The 16,957-nt window shown below is 73.0% G+C and carries 13 protein-coding genes and 1 pseudogene; 8 read left to right on the top strand and 6 right to left on the bottom strand.

Features of this window, described 5'->3' with window-relative positions; all coding sequences use genetic code 11:
- The first annotated feature begins 187 nt into the window (after window positions 1-187).
- A complete protein-coding gene (locus tag ACIQGV_RS02625) occupies window positions 188-1,360 on the top strand; it encodes a low temperature requirement protein A (RefSeq protein ID WP_402489330.1) in 1,173 nt (390 codons plus the stop codon).
- 7 nt (window positions 1,361-1,367) lie between these two features.
- On the opposite strand, the gene ACIQGV_RS02620 is transcribed toward ACIQGV_RS02625, so the two are convergent.
- Window positions 1,368-2,099, bottom strand: a complete 732-nt coding sequence (locus ACIQGV_RS02620; protein ID WP_402489523.1) for a GntR family transcriptional regulator — start codon at window positions 2,097-2,099, stop codon at window positions 1,368-1,370.
- Window positions 2,100-2,291: 192 nt separating this feature from the next.
- A complete protein-coding gene (locus ACIQGV_RS02615) occupies window positions 2,292-3,239 on the bottom strand; it encodes a beta-ketoacyl-ACP synthase III (protein ID WP_402489328.1) in 948 nt (315 codons plus the stop codon).
- 238 nt (window positions 3,240-3,477) lie between these two features.
- Between ACIQGV_RS02615 and ACIQGV_RS02610 the strand changes: the two are divergent.
- The 3 genes and pseudogenes from ACIQGV_RS02610 to ACIQGV_RS02600 form a co-directional block, all read left to right on the top strand.
- Window positions 3,478-3,618, top strand: a pseudogene (locus ACIQGV_RS02610) (Fe-S-binding domain-containing protein); the annotation flags it as partial.
- A 16-nt stretch (window positions 3,619-3,634) separates the two neighbouring features.
- Window positions 3,635-4,483 (top strand): formate dehydrogenase accessory sulfurtransferase FdhD, encoded by an 849-nt coding sequence (gene fdhD, locus ACIQGV_RS02605; RefSeq protein WP_402489325.1) that lies wholly within the window; start codon window positions 3,635-3,637, stop codon window positions 4,481-4,483.
- 173 nt (window positions 4,484-4,656) lie between these two features.
- Window positions 4,657-5,883: a DUF4185 domain-containing protein gene (locus tag ACIQGV_RS02600; protein ID WP_402489323.1), complete on the top strand. Its 1,227-nt coding sequence runs from the start codon at window positions 4,657-4,659 to the stop codon at window positions 5,881-5,883.
- On the opposite strand, the gene ACIQGV_RS02595 is transcribed toward ACIQGV_RS02600, so the two are convergent.
- The gene (locus tag ACIQGV_RS02595) at window positions 5,819-6,868 is read right to left on the bottom strand and encodes a bile acid:sodium symporter family protein (protein ID WP_402489321.1); all 1,050 of its coding nucleotides are present in this window, start codon (window positions 6,866-6,868) and stop codon (window positions 5,819-5,821) included. The genes ACIQGV_RS02600 and ACIQGV_RS02595 overlap by 65 nt on opposite strands.
- Before the next feature lie 173 nt (window positions 6,869-7,041).
- On the opposite strand from ACIQGV_RS02595, the gene ACIQGV_RS02590 reads away from it, so the two are divergent.
- Window positions 7,042-7,896: a LysR substrate-binding domain-containing protein gene (locus tag ACIQGV_RS02590; protein WP_402489520.1), complete on the top strand. Its 855-nt coding sequence runs from the start codon at window positions 7,042-7,044 to the stop codon at window positions 7,894-7,896.
- A gap of 164 nt (window positions 7,897-8,060) precedes the next feature.
- Here the strand turns inward: ACIQGV_RS02590 and ACIQGV_RS02585 are convergent, their stop codons facing one another.
- On the bottom strand, window positions 8,061-9,041 hold the full coding sequence (locus ACIQGV_RS02585) for an Lrp/AsnC family transcriptional regulator (protein WP_402489319.1): 981 nt from the start codon (window positions 9,039-9,041) through the stop codon (window positions 8,061-8,063).
- A gap of 126 nt (window positions 9,042-9,167) precedes the next feature.
- Here ACIQGV_RS02585 and ACIQGV_RS02580 point away from each other — a divergent pair, with 126 nt between their 5' ends.
- The 3 genes from ACIQGV_RS02580 to ACIQGV_RS02570 all read left to right on the top strand — a co-directional run bounded on the left by ACIQGV_RS02580 (window position 9,168) and on the right by ACIQGV_RS02570 (window position 13,690).
- Entirely contained in the window at window positions 9,168-10,670 is a 1,503-nt protein-coding gene (locus tag ACIQGV_RS02580) for an MFS transporter (RefSeq protein ID WP_402489316.1), read from the top strand.
- Between the two features lie 237 nt (window positions 10,671-10,907).
- Entirely contained in the window at window positions 10,908-12,734 is a 1,827-nt protein-coding gene (locus ACIQGV_RS02575; RefSeq protein ID WP_402489313.1) for an AMP-dependent synthetase/ligase, read from the top strand.
- A gap of 119 nt (window positions 12,735-12,853) precedes the next feature.
- A complete protein-coding gene (locus tag ACIQGV_RS02570; RefSeq protein WP_402489311.1) occupies window positions 12,854-13,690 on the top strand; it encodes an aldo/keto reductase in 837 nt (278 codons plus the stop codon).
- A 70-nt stretch (window positions 13,691-13,760) separates the two neighbouring features.
- Here ACIQGV_RS02570 and ACIQGV_RS02565 read toward each other — a convergent pair whose 3' ends face one another.
- Together ACIQGV_RS02565 and ACIQGV_RS02560 are read right to left on the bottom strand one after the other, a co-directional pair.
- Entirely contained in the window at window positions 13,761-14,699 is a 939-nt protein-coding gene (locus ACIQGV_RS02565) for a class I SAM-dependent methyltransferase (protein ID WP_402489309.1), read from the bottom strand.
- Between the two features lie 158 nt (window positions 14,700-14,857).
- The gene (locus tag ACIQGV_RS02560; RefSeq protein ID WP_402489306.1) at window positions 14,858-16,597 is read right to left on the bottom strand and encodes a glycoside hydrolase family 6 protein; all 1,740 of its coding nucleotides are present in this window, start codon (window positions 16,595-16,597) and stop codon (window positions 14,858-14,860) included.
- Window positions 16,598-16,957: the final 360 nt, after the last annotated feature.

Raw genomic sequence — 16,957 nt, 5'->3', positions numbered from 1 at the left:
GGGAACGTAGCAGCGGCCGCACGGACTGGGAAGAAGTTGCGCAGCAATTGCCGCAGACTTCTTCCACTGAGAGGACAAAGAAGTCGGCCCGTCTCACGGAGCGGGACCTGACACCCCCTCAACCGGCCCTGGAGCCTACGATCTTGGCGCCCAGGCGCCAGGCCGGGGCGACACAGGGGGAACTCGCATGAACGCCGCAGTGGAGGAGCCGGGTCGCAGGGTGACGACCCTGGAACTCTTCTTCGATCTCGTCTTCGTCTTCACGCTCACCCAGCTCACCGTGCTGCTCGCCGACGACCTGTCCTTCGCGACGGCCGGGCGGGGGGCACTGATCCTCGTCGTGCTGTTCTGGATGTACGGCGCGTACGCCCATCTCACCAACCAGGTGCCGCCGGACCGCCCCGCGCGCCGGCTGCTGCTCATGCTGGGCATGGCCGCGTTCCTCGTGTGCGCGCTGGCGATCCCGAGGGTCTTCGAGGACAGCGGCGTGGCCTTCGGCCTCGGCTTCCTCGGTGTGGTGGTGGTGCACACGGCGCTGTACACCCGCAGTCACGGCACGGACTCGATCTGGTACGGCGTGCCCAACGCGCTGGCCGCCCTGTCGGTGACGGCCGCCGGGCTGTTCGACGGACTCCGGGCGGACGGGCTGTGGCTGCTGGCGGTGGCGCTCCAGTTCGTGACGCCGTTCGTGGCCGAGCACGGCCCGCGGCGCAAGGACGGGCGCACGGCGGACGTGATGCGGATCCAGCTGGGCGACCTGGACCCGGCGCACTTCGTGGAGCGGCACGGTCTGCTGCTGATCGTCGCGTTCGGCGAGTCGCTGATCGCGATCGGCATCGGGGTGCGCGAACTGCCGCTCACGGTGGGAGTGTTCGGCGGTGCGTTCCTCTCCCTGGCGGTGGCGGTGGCCCTGTGGTGGACATACTTCGTGCGTGACGAGCAGCTCGCCGAGGAGGTGTTCCGCACGACGCCCGCGCCGGCCCGCTGGCGCCTGGCGATCAACGCCTACTACTACGCCTTCCTGCCGATGCTGCTCGGCATCGCCTTCCTGGCCGCGGGTGTGAAGAAGGCCATCGGGCATCTCGGCGAGCATCTGCACACGGGCCCGGCGCTGGCGCTGTCCGGCGGTGTCGCGCTGTTCCTGCTGGGGGACTGCGCGTTCCGCGCGGTGCTCCGGCTGCATCCGACCCGCTACCGGCTGCTGGCGGCTCCCGTCGTCCTGGCCGCCGCCCTGCCGGGCATCGCGCTGGACGGGGCCGCCGAACTGCTGTTCCTGGTGGTCGCGCTGGCGTCGATGCTCGCGCTGGAGGCCCGCCCGGGCAGGACCGGAGAGAACAGCCGGGCCCTGGCACGGGCGTAGTCGCACGTCAGCGGGGTGCCCCTGCCCCGCGCCCGGGTGCGTCCGGCCCGGGCGAGGGAGCTCGGTCCTTGCCCCGGGCGTGGTACGAGCGGCGGGTGTGCTCGGTGTGCTCGCGCATCAGGTGCCCCGCCCGCTGTTCGTCGCGGTCCCTGATCGCGGCGACGAGGGCGCGGTGCTCGATCCACGACTGCTCGCCCCGCTGCCGGGCGGCCGGGGTGTGGTACCAGCGCACCCTCCGGTCGACCTGTCCGGCCAGCTCGGCGAGCACCGCGTTGCCCGCCAGTTCCATGACCTTCGCGTGGAAGCGGGCGTTGAGCGCGACCGCGGTGTCCGCCTCGTCGGCGGCGGCGGCCCGCTCGCCCTCGGCGCACAGCTCCTCCAGGGCGTCCACCCCGGCGCTTCCGGCGTGCGCGGCGGCCAGCCGTGCGGCCTCGGCCTCCAGCAGGGTGCGCACGGTGAGGAGCTGGTCGGCCTCCTCCTCGGTCGGCTCGTGCACGAACGCGCCCTGGGCGGGCCGCAGGTCGACCCAGCCCTCGGTGTTGAGCCGCTGGAGCGCCTCCCGTACGGGCTGCCGCGAGACACCGAGGTGTCCGGCGAGCTCGCTCTCGACGAGGTGCTGGCCGGGCTTCAGGGCGCGGGCCGTGATGAGTTCGAGCAGAGCCTCGTAGACCCGCTCGCGCAGCGGTCCGGGCCGTTCGAGCCTGGGCACCGCCCCCTGGGGCAGTCCTGACGACAAGATCACGGTCCCTCCTCGGCAGGGCCGGGCACAGCAGCCGGAGAACCAGTATGAATTGGTTTTCGTCTACAGTCTACGGTGCACAATCCCGGCCCCGCCCCTGCCCGGAGGGGCGCCGGCCCCTTCCGGAGGCGGCACACCACCTGCCCGCGCACGGCTTCCGGAGCCGGCGCACCACCTGCCCGCGCGCGCCTCTCAGGGGCAGCGCACGACCTGCCCCGCGTACGACAGGTTCCCGCCGAAACCGAACAGCAGGACCGGGTCGCCGGCCGAGACGGTGCCCTGTTCCACCAGCTTGGAGAAGGCCATCGGGATGCTCGCGGCCGAGGTGTTGCCGGACTCGACGACGTCGCGGGCGACGACGGCGTTGACCGCCCCGATCTTCCCGGCGAGCGGCTCGATGATCCTGAGGTTGGCCTGGTGCAGCACGACCGCCGCGAGCTCCTCGGGCGCGAACCCCGCCCGCTCGCACGCCTGCCGGGCGAGCGGCGGCAGCTGCCGGGTCGCCCAGCGGTACACGCTCTGCCCCTCCTGCGCGAACCGGGCGGGCTCGCCCTCGATGCGCACGGCGTGCCCCATCTCGGGCACGGACCCCCACAGCACGGGGCCGATCCCCGGCTCCGTGCCGTCCGGGCACGCCTCGACCACGGCGGCCCCCGCGCCGTCGCCGACGAGGACGCAGGTGGTGCGGTCGGTCCAGTCGGTCACCGCGGACATCTTGTCGGCGCCGATGACCAGGGCACGGCGGGCCGCTCCCGCGCGCACGGTGTGGTCGGCGGTGGCCAGGGCGTGGGTGAAGCCGGCGCAGACCACGTTGACGTCCATGGCGGCGGGCTGCGGGATGCCGAGGCGGGCGGCGACCCGGGCGGCCATGTTCGGCGAGCGGTCGACGGCGGTGGAGGTGGCGACCAGCACGAGGTCAATGTCGGCGGGGTCGAGGCCCGCGCCCGCCAGCGCCTTGGCGGCGGCGTGGGCGGCGAGTTCGTCGACGGGCTCGTCGGGCCCGGCGATATGGCGGGTGTGGATGCCGACGCGGGACCTGATCCACTCGTCGCTGGTGTCGACCATGTCCGCCAGCTCGGCGTTGGTGAGTACCCGGGCGGGCTGGTAGTGGCCGACGGCGGCGATGCGCGAGCCGTTCATGTCTGGTGGTCCCCCTCGTTGGCCTCGGTTGCGGGATTCACCAGTCTTGTCAGTGACTCATGGGTAGCCCGGCAGGTGAAGTCACAGGAAACCGGGGCCCTGGTTGTCGGCTTCCGTCAGAGAGGGCGGCCACCGTGCGCGAACCCGGCGGCCGCCGTGCGCGAACCCCTGTCGGCATCGCTTCCATATCGTAGACAATATTTCGTCGACAGAATTTCTCCCCGGTACTCCCTGCCGAGGAGCGGGCGGCGGTCCGACGCTGCACGTGCAGGACAATGAGACCGTCGAGGTCACCTCGCCGCACGACGGCCCGGTGCCCCACGGCATCCTCTGCATCAAGGGCCGCTTCGGCTTTCAGCACGTACAGAACCGGGACTGACGGGACTGATCGGGACATGGGACGAGTCACGGAACGACGCAAGGTGATCCGCATCCGGGACGGGGCGATCTCCACCCGCCCGGACACGCTCGTCGCCGAGGAGCCCCTGGAGATCAGGCTCGACGGCAGGCCGCTGGCGATCACCATGCGCACGCCCGGCGACGACTTCGCCCTCGCGGCCGGATTCCTGGTGAGCGAGGGGGTGCTGGCCCGGCGGGAGGACCTGCACAACATCGTCTACTGCGCGGGCGCGACCGCCGACGGCTCCAACACCTACAACGTGGTGGACGTCAGGACCGCGCCCGGCGTGGTGATCCCGGACATCACCCTGGAACGCAACGTGTACACGACGTCGTCGTGCGGTCTGTGCGGCAAGGCGAGCCTGGACGCGGTGCGCACGACGACCCGCTGGCCCGTCTCCGACACGCCCGCGCTGCGGATGACGCCCGAGCTGCTGGCGGGCCTGCCGGGCCGGCTGCGCGCGGCCCAGCGGGTGTTCGACCGCACGGGCGGGCTGCACGCGGCGGCGCTGTTCGACGAGCACGGCGAGCTGGTCGACGCGGCCGAGGACGTGGGCCGGCACAACGCGGTCGACAAGCTGGTCGGGAAGGCGCTGCGGGAGGGGCGGCTGCCGCTGTCGCGGTCGGTCCTGATGGTGTCGGGGCGGGCCTCGTTCGAGCTGGCGCAGAAGGCGGTGATGGCCGGGATCCCGGTGCTGGCCGCGGTGTCGGCGCCGTCCTCGCTGGCGGTGGACCTGGCCGCCGAGACGGGGCTGACCCTGGTGGGCTTCCTGCGGGGCAGCTCCATGAACGTGTACGCGGGTGAGGACCGCATCGCCCTGCCGGCCCCGGCCGCCCGGGGCTGACCGGTCCCCGAGGCCCGGGCGGCGGGACCCCGGCCCGGCGGGGAACGCCCCCTGCGCCCCCGGGGTCCCGCCGCGGCCCGGCCCGGCCCGCGGAGAGCGGCCACGGCGCCGGGCACCTCCTGCCCCCGAGGCCCCGTGGACCGTGCGGCCCGCAGCCGCTAACGTCGCCCGACGTGTCCGCCGACGCATCCGTGCGACAGCGCCAGGGAACCGGACTCGGCCTGCTGCTGGCCCTGGTTCTCGCAGCCGTGCTGCTCACCGCCCTGCCGGACGACGAGGGGGCGGACGCCGGGGCGTGCGCGCCGCGGGCCGTGGGCTCCTGGTCCGCCGACGAGCGGCTGACCGGCGAGTTCACCCGCTACGGCGACGACGCCGGCCGCACCGACGACTGGACCGGCGGCGACGGCACCCACTCGGTGCGGCTGCCGGACGGCCGGCTGCTGTGGCTGTTCTCCGACACCTTCCTCGGCCCGGTGCACGCCCCGCCCAACCCGGCCGGCGAGTCGGCGTCCTGGCGCGACGTCACCGCCCCCATGGTGCGCAACTCGGCCGTGGTGATGCGCGGCGACCGTCTGGAGAGCACCCTTCCCGCGCCGCTCCTGCCCGATCCCGGCCCCGGCCGTTGGCGCTGGCCGGTCGCGGCCCGCGTCGAGCCCCGCTCCCCCGGCGCGGACGACCTGGTCGTACGGGTCCTGCTGTGGCTGCGTACCGCCGGGCAGCCGCCCTGGATCTACGGTGTGCCCGTCGCGACCGAGGTCGCCACCCTGTCCCTGCCGGACCTGAGGGTGGAGTCGGTGGTGGAGGTGTCCGGCCAGCAGACGGTCCCGGACCTCTCGCGGCGGGTGCTGTTCGGGACCACGCTGGTCGAGGAGGACGGCTGGACGTACGTCTACGGCGGCGACGACGGCCGGCCCGCCGGCCGGCCGGTCTCCTCGGCGTACGTCGCCCGGGTGCCCGAGGGCGGACTCGGCGACCCCGCGGCGTGGGAGTACTGGACGGGCCGGGAGTGGGCCACGGGGGTGCGGCCGCACGCGGTCCTCGGCGACGGACGGCGTGCCGGGGTGGGCAGCGCGTTCTCCGTGGTCCGGGACGCGGACACGTACGTGCTGTTCACCATGGCCGCGGGCACGGCGGGGCTGCACACGGTGACGTCGTACTGGTCCTGCTCCCCCACCGGGCCCTGGCACGGACCGGGCCGTGGCTTCGGCCCGCCGCTGCCGCGCGCCGGGGTCGCCGCCTACAACCCGCAGGCGCACCCCGCGCTGAGCGGCGGCGGACGGATCGCGCTCAGCTACGACGTCAACTGGCTGGAGACGGCGGGCGCCGCGGCGCAGATCAGCGCGGACGTGGCCCTGTACCGGCCGCGCTTCGTGACCCTGCGGCTGAGGAGCCCGCGCTGACCGGGCCGACCGGGCCGACCGGGTCGTGCGAGCGCCGCTTGGCGATCACCGCGCACACCATGAGCTGCATCTGGTGGAAGAGCATCAGCGGCAGCACCGCCAGGGACGCCTGCGGGCCGAACAGCACGCTCGCCATGGGCAGCCCCGAGGCCAGGGACTTCTTCGAGCCCGCGAACTGGATCGCGACCCGGTCGTCCCGGCCGAAGCCGAGCGCCTTGGCGCCGTACCAGGTCAGCGCCAGCATGACCGCCAGCAGCACGGCCTCCACCAGCAGCAGGCCGCCGAGCCGCAGCGGGCTGACCTGGTGCCAGATGCCCTGGACCATGCCCTCGCTGAACGCGGCGTAGACGACCAGCAGGATCGAGCCGCGGTCGACCAGGCCCAGCACCTTCTTGTGCCGGGCGACGAAACCGCCCAGCCAGCGACGCAGCAGCTGTCCCGCCAGGAACGGCACCAGCAGTTGCAGCACGATCTCCACGAGCGAGTCCGCCGAGAACCCGCCCACGCCGGAGCCCAGCAGCAAGGCGGCGAGCAGCGGGGTGAGGACGATGCCGACCAGCGAGGAGAAGGAGCCGGCGCAGATCGCGGCGGGCACGTTGCCACGGGCGATCGAGGTGAAGGCGATCGACGACTGGATGGTCGACGGGACCAGGGTGAGGAACAGCAGGCCCTGGTGGAGCGGCTCGGTCAGCAGCACCGGGACGAGGCCGCGGGCGGCCAGGCCGAGCAGGGGGAAGACCACGAAGGTGCAGGCCAGGACCGTGAGATGCAGCCGCCAGTGCCGGAGCCCGTCCAGTGCCTCGCGGGTGGACAGCCGCACGCCGTAGAGGAAGAACAGGAAGGCGATGGCGATCTTGGAAGCCGCGTCGACCACGTCGGCGCCCGTGCCGTCGGCCGGCAGCAGTGCCGCGAGACCCACCGTCGCGAGCAGCAGCAGGACGTACGGGTCGATCGGCAGCCGGCTCGGCGGTCGCAGGCTTCTCACAGTGCTCCACTTGCCTTCGGGGTCACGGTCGCGCCGGCGCGCGCCCTCACTCGTACGCAGGGTGACAGGAGGGATCCGAGGGGTTCCCCTCTCCATCGTGCTCGCTCCCCGAGTGATCGGGAATCCCGAACACCACACTTACTGTCATCATGATCCGCGATAGCCTGGGCTCCGTGTACGACCCCGCCCAGCTGCGCACCTTCCTCGCGGTGGCGCAGAACCTGAGCTTCACGCAGGCCGCCCGGCGGCTCGGGCTGCGCCAGTCGACCGTCAGCCAGCACGTACGGCGGCTGGAGGACGCCACCGGGCGGACGCTGTTCACCCGGGACACCCACTCGGTGGAGCTGACCGAGGACGGCGAGGCGATGCTGGGCTTCGCGCGCCGGATCCTCCAGGTGCACGAGCAGGCGACGGCGTTCTTCACCGGCACCCGGCTGCGCGGGCGGCTGCGCTTCGGGGCGTCGGAGGACTTCGTGCTCACCCGGCTGCCGGAGATCCTGGAGCGCTTCCGGCACGACCATCCCGAGGTGGACCTGGAACTCACGGTCGAGCTGTCGGGAACGCTGCACGAGCAGCTCACCGCCGGGAAGCTGGACCTGGTGCTGGCCAAGCGGCGGGCCGAGGACACGCGCGGGCAGCTGGTCTGGCACGACCGTCTGGTCTGGATCGGCGCCGAGCGGCTGCGGCTGGACCCCGACCGGCCCGTGCCGCTGATCGTCTACCCGCCGCCCGGCATCACCCGGGCGATGGCCCTGGAGGCGCTCCAGCGGGAGGGCCGCGAGTGGCGCGTCGCGTGCACCAGCGGCAGCCTCAACGGTCTGATCGCGGCCGCCCGGGCCGGCCTCGGCGTGATGGCCCACTCCCGCGGCCTGATCCCGCCCGGTCTGGTCCGGGTGCCGGACCGGGCGGGGCTGCCGCCCCTGGGCAAGGTCGACTTCGTCCTGCTGCACACCTCCCGCCCGGGCCCGGCCCAGGGCCCCGCCGAAGCCCTGGCGGCCGCCGTACTGGCAGGCGGCGTACGCCCCTGACCCCCTTCGGCCCTCACCCCCAGGGACGCGGGGAACCGCGCGACCGGCCACGACGAACCCGCACCCGCACAGCCCCGGTCACCGCCCCGTCGGCCGAGGCTCCCCCCAGGGACGCGGGGAACCGCGCGACCGGCCACGACGAACCCGCACCCGCACAGCCCCGGTCACCGCCCCGCCGCCTGGTACGTCAGCTGCTTCACCCGCCGCAGGAACGGAGACGCCTCGACCTGCCGCACCCCCTCCAGCCGCCCGAGCGGCCCGCTGAGATAGTCGTAGAGGTGCGCGGTCGATTGCACGACGACGGTCGCGACGATGTTGCACGGCCCCGCCGTCGCCGCCGCGTGGGCGATCTCGTCATGGGTGGCGAGCGCCTCGCCGACGGAGGTCAGCGCGGCCGGCGAGGTGGTGATCCACAGCACCGCCGCCAGCGGATACCCGAGCGTCTCGGACCGGTACTCGATGTCGATGTAGAGGGCCCCGGAAGCCAGCAGCGCGGCCAGCCGCCGCTTCACCGCCGACTCCGAACGGCCGGTGGCACGCTGGAGCTCGGGGTACGTGGCCCGCCCGTCCCGCTCCAGCGCGGCGACCAGCGGCTCGTCCTCCGCCTCGATCCGCGCGGGCCCCTCCGCCGCCGGCAGCTCCGCCCGCAGCGCGGCGACCTGCTCGTCGCCGAGGACGCGGAACCCCCGCAGCCAGCCCGTCGGTCCGCCGTAGAAACGGTGGAGCAGCTGATAGGCGCGGATCTCCAGCACCCGCGGGGTGCGCGGCAGCTTGCCCAGCAGCAGGTCGTCCCGGTCGCCGGGGCTGCGCGGCCGGGTGCCGACGATGATCTCGGTGCCGCCCGCGGCCAGCCCGATCCAGCTGGTGTCCCTCCGTTTGGCGAGCGCGTCCGCGACGGTGAGCGCGCTGTCGGGGACACAGCGCAGCCGCAGTGTCCACTGGTCCTGGCCGAGCCGCTCGGCGTCGCGGACGGCGACCACCCGCAGTCCGCCCTCGGCGCACAGCCTGCGGTAGCGGCGCGCGACGGTCTGGTCGGAGACACCGAGCACCGCGCCGATCCGGCTGAACGAGGCGCGGCCGTTGACCTCCAGGGCGTCCAGGATCTGGAGGTCGAGCTCGTCGAAGATGTCGGATTCCAGCCGCATCGAGCACCCTTCCCTCGGATTCCACCGGCAAGCGAACCGATTCCGCCGCGATCGGCCGCGCGCGGTCCATCGTACGGAGCGCAGGGTGGTTCGGCAGGGACCGCCGGGAGAGACGAGGAGTGGGACATGCGGACATGGGGGCCGCTGACGGCGGTGTGTCTGGGCACGTTCATGCTGCTGCTGGACGTGACGATCGTGATCGTCGCGCTGCCGGACATGGCGGGTGCGCTGGACGCCTCGCTCAGCGATCTGCAGTGGGTGATGGACGGCTACGCGCTGGCGCTGGCCGCGCTGCTGCTGGGGACCGGGGCCGCGGCCGATGTGCTCGGGCGGCGGCGGACGCACGTGGCGGGCGTGGCGCTGTTCGCGGTGGCGTCGCTGCTGTGCGGGCTGGCGTCCGGCCCGGCGGTGCTGGTCGCGGCGCGGGTGGCGCAGGGCCTGGGCGCGGCGGCGATGCTCGCCACCACCCTGCCGCTGCTGGGCTCGGTCTACCAGGGGCGGCAGCGGTCGGTGGCGCTCGGGGTGTGGGGAGCGGTCAGCGGCGCGGCCGCCGCGGTCGGCCCGGTGCTCGGCGGGCTGCTGACGGACGGTCCGGGCTGGCGCTGGATCTTCTACGTCAATCTGCCGGTCAGCGTGGCCGCGGTGTGGCTGACCCTGCGGGCGGTGCCCGAGTCGAAGGGCGCGGCGGGCCGCCGGATCGACTGGGCCGGCACGGCGCTGTTCGCCGGCGTGGCGGGAGCGGTCACCTACGGCGCGGTGCGGGCCGGCGCGGACGGCTGGGGCGACCCGGGGGCCCTCGCCGCGTTCGGCCTGGGGGCCGCGGCGCTGGTCTGCTTCGTCGTGGTGGAGCTGAGGAGCGCCGATCCTCTGCTGGACCCGCGGCTGTTCCTCAGGCCCGCCTTCACCGGGGTCATGCTGGGCGCGCTCGCCTTCACCGGGGCGGCGTTCGGGCTGCTGCCGTACACGTCGATCTGGCTCCAGACGATGCTGGGGATGAGCCCGGTGGGCGGCGGGCTGGTGTTCCTGTGGCTGTCGCTGGCCTCGTTCGCGGTGGCCGCGGCGGGCGGGCGGCTGCTGCACGGGGTGCCCGCGCGGTTCACGGTCGGCGGCGGTCTGCTGCTGATCGGTCTGGGGCATTTCTGCATGGCGTTCCTGGACGCCGGTTCGACCGCGTCCGCGCTGGTGCCGGGCCTGGTGCTGGTGGGACTGGGGACCGGGTTCACGGCCCCGGGGATCGCGGGCGCCGCGCTGGCCGCCGTACCGCCGGAGCGGTCGGGCATGGCGGGCGGTGCGGTGAACGCCTTCCGCCAGCTCGGCTACGCGATCGCGGTCGCGGTCTTCGGCACGGTGCTGACCTCGCGCATGACCGGCACGCTGCCCCGGGAGGCGGCGCACACGCTGGCGGGCGGCGGCGCGGACGCGCTGCGCGGGGCCGTCGGAGAGCAGGCCCTGCGGGCCGCGTTCGCCTCCGGTCTGAACACCACGGCGGTGGTCGCCGGGGCGGTCGGTGTGACGGCCGGGCTGCTGGTGCTCGCCCTGGTGCGCCCGCCTCGCCCGCGGGTGGCCGGCGTGACGGATCCGGCCGCTGCGGCGCTGAGCGAAGAGAGGTCTGCCCGCGCCTCCGGCTGACGCCGGAGGAGGGCCCGGAACACGGTGCTCGGGTCGTACAGATTCCGTGGAGATTACGGTCCCGGAACTTACTGGATCGTCAGGAATCTGTCCGGCCCTTCCCCATCTGGATACATTTTCCCTCGCTGACCAGCGCGGATCTGATCACCGCCCCGTTCTCCGGGCCCTCCCGCCGCACGAACGCGTGGGGTAGCTTTCACGGCGCTGTGCGGAGCGCCATGACGAGCGGGAGCGGGTTTGCGCGAGTTCACCAACCCTCCGTCGGCGTCGGCACCGCCGGTGGGCGGTCTGGCCGACGTCGTCTTCCGGTACGCCGCGGAGGATCCGCACCACGTCGCGCTCGGCCGCAAGGACGAGACCGGGCAGTGGCGGGACGTGACCTCGGCCGGATTCCGCGACGAGGTCCTCGCCCTGGCCAAGGGGCTGCTCGCCCAGGGCGTCCGGTTCGGCGACCGGGTCGGCATCATGTCCCGCACCCGCTACGAGTGGACGCTGTTCGACTTCGCCCTGTGGACGATCGGCGCCCAGGTGGTGCCCCTGTACCCGACGTCGTCCGCCGAGCAGTGCTTCTGGATGCTGCACGACGCCGAGGTGACGGCCGCGGTCGTGGAGCACGAGGACCACGCCATGACCATCGCCACGGTCATCGACCGGCTGCCGCGGCTGGAGCGGCTGTGGCAGCTCGACGCAGGATGCGTGCAGGAGCTGTACGACGCCGGCGCGCACCTGGACGACGAGGTCGTGCACCGGCACCGGCGCGCGGTCACCCCCGAGTCGGTGGCGACCGTCATCTACACCTCGGGCACGACCGGCCGCCCCAAGGGCTGTGTCCTCACCCACGGCAACTTCATGTTCGAGGCGGACACCGTCATCGAGCGCTGGGAGCCGGTGTTCCACTCCCGCCGGGGCGACGAGGCGGCCACCCTGCTGTTCCTGCCGCTCGCGCATGTCTTCGGGCGGATGGTGGAGGTCGCCGCGATCCGCGGCAGGGTCCGCTTCGGGCACCAGCCACGCCTCGACGCCGCCGCCCTGCTGCCGGACCTGGCCGCGTTCCGGCCGACCTTCGTCCTCGCGGTGCCGTACATCTTCGAGAAGGTGTTCGCGGCGGCCCGGCGCAAGGCAGAGAAGGAGGGCCGGGAGGGTCCCTTCGACAAGGCCGTCGAGGCCGCCGTGAAGTACGCCGACGCGATGGAGGCGAAGGCATGGGGCACCGGGCCCGGCCCGTCGGCGGGGCTGCGGATGCAGCACCAGCTCTTCGACAAGCTCGTCTACGCCAAGGTCCGCGCGGCCATGGGGGGCCGGATCCGCAACGCGATGTCGGGCGGCTCGGCGATGGACCGGCGGCTCGGCCTGTTCTTCGCGGGCGCGGGCGTGCAGATCTACGAGGGCTACGGCCTGACCGAGTCCACGGCGGCCGCCACCGCCAACCCGCCCGGGCGCACCCGCTACGGCACGGTCGGCATGCCCGTGCCCGGCACGAGCGTGCACATCGCCGAGGACGGCGAGATCTGGCTGCACGGCCCCCACGTCTTCCAGGGCTATCTCGGCAATCCCAAGGCCACCGACGAGGCCCTGCACGACGGCTGGCTGGCCACCGGCGACCTGGGCCAGCTGGACGAGGACGGCTATCTCACCATCACCGGCCGCAAGAAGGAGATCCTGGTGACCTCCGGCGGCAAGAGCGTCTCCCCCGGCCCGCTGGAGGAGCGGGTGCGCGAGCATCCGCTGATCCACCAGTGCGTGGTCGTCGGCAACGACCGCCCGTTCGTCGCCGCGCTCGTCACCCTCGACCGGGACGCCGTCGACCACTGGCTGACCATGCACAACAAGCCGCAGCTCACCGACGCCGAGCTGGTGCGGGACCCGGAGCTGGAGGCCGAGGTGCGGCGGGCGGTCGTCGCGGCCAACACCCTCGTCTCGCAGGCCGAGTCCATCCGCACCTTCCGTGTCCTCGCCCAGCCCTTCACCGAGGAGCACGGGCTGCTCACCCCGTCGCTGAAGCTCAAGCGCAAGGCGATCGAGAAGGCGTACACCGACGAGGTCGACGCCCTGTACCAGGTGTGACGTCGACGGGACCGGTGTTCTTCCGTCCGCGGACGGATTCCGCGGTCCGGAATGTTTGGCCGCACGTGATCGTTGACGATGTGAGTATCACCTGACGACAACCGAAGGATCGAGAGCTCGTGAGCAGCAAGGTCCCCCTGATCACCCTCAACAACGGCGTCGAGATGCCCCAGCTGGGCTTCGGCGTCTGGCAGGTGCCGGACGACGAGGCGGAGCAGGCGGTCGCCACCGCGCTGGAGGCCGGGTACCGCAGCATCGACACAGCGGCGATCTACGGCAACGAGGAGGGCACCGGCAAGGCCGTCGCCGCCTCCGGCGTTCCGCGTGAGGACGTCTTCGTCACCACCAAGCTCTGGAACAGCGACCAGGGCTACGACTCCACCCTGCGCGCCTTCGACGAGTCCCTCGCCAAGCTGGGCCTGGACTACGTGGACCTGTACCTGATCCACTGGCCGACGCCCTCGCGCGACAGGTACGTCGACAGCTACCGCGCGTTCGAGAAGCTCCTCGCCGACGGCCGCGTGCGGGCCGTGGGTGTCTCCAACTTCCTGCCGGAGCACCTGGAGCGGCTCGTCGCCGAGACCTCGGTCGTCCCGGCGGTCAACCAGATCGAGCTGCACCCCCATCTCCAGCAGCAGGCCGCCCGCGCCTTCCACGCCGGGCGGGGCATCGCCACCGAGGCATGGTCCCCGCTGGGCCAGGGCAAGGGCCTGCTGGAGGTCCCGGCGATCGTCGCGATCGCCCGCAAGCACGGCCGCACCCCGGCCCAGATCGTCCTGCGCTGGCACCTCCAGCTGGGCAACGTCGTCATCCCCAAGTCCGTGACCCCGTCCCGGATCAGGGAGAACATCGAGGTCTTCGACTTCGACCTGGACGCCGAGGACCTGGCCGCGATCAGCGCCCTCGACGAGGACCGGCGCCTGGGCCCGGACCCGGCGACCTTCGAGATGGCCTGACCCGCCGGCATTCCACGGCGCCCCGGGAGCCTCACGGCTCCCGGGGCGCCCGTGCGTCGCGGGGAGGAGGTCACAGGGGCCGGGCGGCCGTGTGCACGGTGTGCGCCGCCAGCACGAACAGGTCCGGACGGCGATGGACGCTCCCGGGGTCGGACGCGTCGAGGAGACGGTCGAGCGTGGCCAGGTCGCCGGGGTCCAGCTCGTCGCCCACGGCCTCCCGCAGCCGGAACAGGTGCGCGGCGGTGTAGGCCCGGGCGCGGTCGGTGGCCGGGGCGGGCAGGTCGAGGAGGAAGGTACGGCTGCCGGTGGGCTTCAGACCGGCCGCGGCGAGCAGCGCGGGCCAGTCCTCGGCCTCGTCGACCGTGTCCGGCAGGGAGGCCCGCATCCGGGCGAACCACTCGGACTCGACCACGTCGAAGCGGGCCTGGAGGCCGGGGCGGCCGAAGCCGATGTCGCGGGGCAGGAAACGGGCGGGCAGTCCGCCCTCCATCAGGGCGAGGGTGCCGCCGGGGGCGAGATGCCCGGCGAACGCGGCGAGGGCGGCCCGCTGGTCCCCGAGGTGGTGCAGGCTGCGGCTGGCCCACAGCAGGTCGGCCGGGTAGTCGAGGTCGCCGAGGACTTCGGGCAGCTCACCGGCGAGGGTGCCGAAGCGGTCGGCGACGCCCAGCCGTGCGGCCCGGTCCCGGGCACGCTCCAGCAGCGGCTCGTTGCCGTCCACGGCGACCACGCGCGCACCGGGGAAGGTGTCCGCGAACAGACAGGCCACCACACCGGGACCGCTGCCCGCGTCCACGACCAGGCCGGGCTCGGTCTGCCGCTTGGCGAGCCAGGCCAGCGCGTGCTCGTACAGCGGGGTGAACAGCTCCGCCTGCGACTCCAGCAGCGGCCCCGTCTCGGCCCAGTCGATGTCGGTGGTGTCGTGACGGTGGTGTCCGGCACCGGGTGCGCCGTGCTCGTGCCGGTGCGGCTCGTGCCGGTGGTCCGCGGGCTGTTCGGGTGCGTGCGCCATGGTGGTCAGCCTCTCCTCGGAATACGGCCAGCGTGCGCCGACGCACCGGGAAGAGGCCAGTCGTGTTGCCGGAACCGCAGAACGGGATCCCGGAAAGCGCCGGTGACCCGCCGGGACCGGACGTGGGGCCGGTCCCGGCGGGTCGTGCCGTCGTCCGGTCAGGACAGCGGCGGGTACGCGTTCTGCATCAGCTGCTGGAACTGCGCGGAGAACCACTGCCCGGACAGCGGCGCGTCCGGGAGGGAGCCGGACATGCTGTTGCCGTTGCGGGCGTTGCCGGTGTACGTCGGGTCGCACATCCGGTCGAAGCCCTTGCCCTCGTTGTTCGGGATCTCCTTGCTGGCGCCGTCGGACTCACCCGGGGGCTTCATCCAGACGTAGGCGTCGATGCCCGCCTCGGGTGCCGCCTTCGGACGTTCGCCGAGACCGGCCCCGGCCTGGTTGCACCAGTTGCCGAGGTGGATCCGGCGGTCGTAGCGGCCCCCGTTGACATAGGTGTCCACGCTGGTGGTGGCGCCGGGACCGGCCGGCCGCTGGGTGCCGCCCCAGCCGTTGCGGGAGGTGTCGATGAGCATGCCCAGCCTGGAGTCGAAGCCGATCGAGACCAGCTTGTCCCGCATGGCCTGGGCGTACGACAGCTCGTCGGTGTAGCGGTTCCAGTCGACCCACTTGGACTGGCGCACGGACGTGCCGTTCACGGTGTCCGTGATCTTGAAGTTGTTCTCCTTCAGGGCGCTGTAGTTGGCGGTGTTGACGATGAAGCCGTGCACGTCGGCGACGGTCGCGCCCTCGGCGGTGGCCGCGGACTTGAACATGTCCGCGGAGGCGCCGAAGTTGTCGTCCCAGCCGAGCCAGCCGTGGTGGCCGGCGTCGATGTAGTTGTAGACGTTGGGGACGTCGCCGAGCTTGTTCAGGGCGTAGCCGACGCCCTTCTGGTAGTTGCCGTTGGCCTTCATCACGTCACAGTTGGGCGTGGCGGTCGGCCGTCCCGAGACGTTGGTGACCAGGTTCGGCAGCGAGTCGATCTCGACCGTGGTGACGATCCGCAGGCCCCGGTACTTGGAGTCGGCAAGGATCGCGGCGATCGGGTCGATGTACTGCGTCTTGTACTTGTCGATCTCCGTCGGGCCCAGCTCGCCGTTGGAGGCGAGGGCCGCGCAGTCACGGCCGGGCAGGTTGTAGACGACGAGCTGGACGACGAGCTCGCCGGAGCCCTTCTGCCGCAGCGCCTCGTCGAGGTGGGCGCGCAGGCCCATCCCGCCGTTGACGCCGTTGATCGCGGCGATCCGGTCCAGCCACACACCGGTGGGCTGGTTGGAGACACGGCTGCCGCCCGGCTCGGCGGCGGCCTTCGCGGACCACTCGGGGTTCACGTACACCTTGGCACCGGCGTAGGGGTTGTCGACCCGGCCTGTGCCGGGGTCGGTCGGGCCCGGGTCCGTGGGGCCGGGGTCGGTCGGGCCGGGGTCGGTCGGGCCGCCGTCGACGTTGCAGGTGACGCCGTCGAGGGTGAAGGCGGCCGGGACCGCGTTGCTGCCGCTGTAGGTGCCCTGGAACCCGAAGCTGACCGAACCGCCGGTCGCCAGCGAGCCGTTGTAGCTCTCGTTGGCGGCGGTGACGGCCGCACCGGACTGGGTGACCTTGGCGTTCCAGCCGTTGGTGATCCGCTGGTTCCCGGCGTACGACCACTTCACGGACCAGGCCGACTTGGCGGCCGAGTTGTTGGTGACGGTGACGTTGGCGGTGAATCCGGAGCCCCAGTCGTTCTGCACCTTGTAGTCGACGGTGCAGGGCGCGGCGGCGAGGCCGACGTCGCCGGGGACGACCGCGAGGGCGGTCCCGGAGGCACCGGCGACGAGCGCCAGGGCGGCAAGCATCGCTGTTCTGCTACGGCTCATGAGTGCGGGTTTCCTTCTTCCGGTACGGGATTGCGGGTACGGGAGTACGGAGGTACGGAGGTACGGAAGTACAGGTCGACGCCGCGCGGGTGATCGCGCAGCACGGTGCCGCACGACGCCTGAGTGGCGTCGTACGCCGTGGTCAGGACCGGCCCGAAGGCGCGGTCGCGGGTGTTCCGGGTCCGCCTCGGGCAGGGTGGCGGGGCGCGCACGTCGCACCGCGCCGTGACACGGCCGGCGAAGGCGTGCACGCAGGTGTTCTCGCCGGTCCCGGCCGCGCCCGGGGAACCCGGGCGGCGACGGGCGCGACGCGGACGGCACCGGCGTGCTCCGGCCCGGCGCCGGACATGCCCGGCCGGT

It is taken from the genome of Streptomyces sp. NPDC093094, from assembly GCF_044754345.1.
Classification (GTDB): domain Bacteria; phylum Actinomycetota; class Actinomycetes; order Streptomycetales; family Streptomycetaceae; genus Streptomyces.
This window is presented reverse-complemented; position numbering and strand designations above follow the sequence as displayed.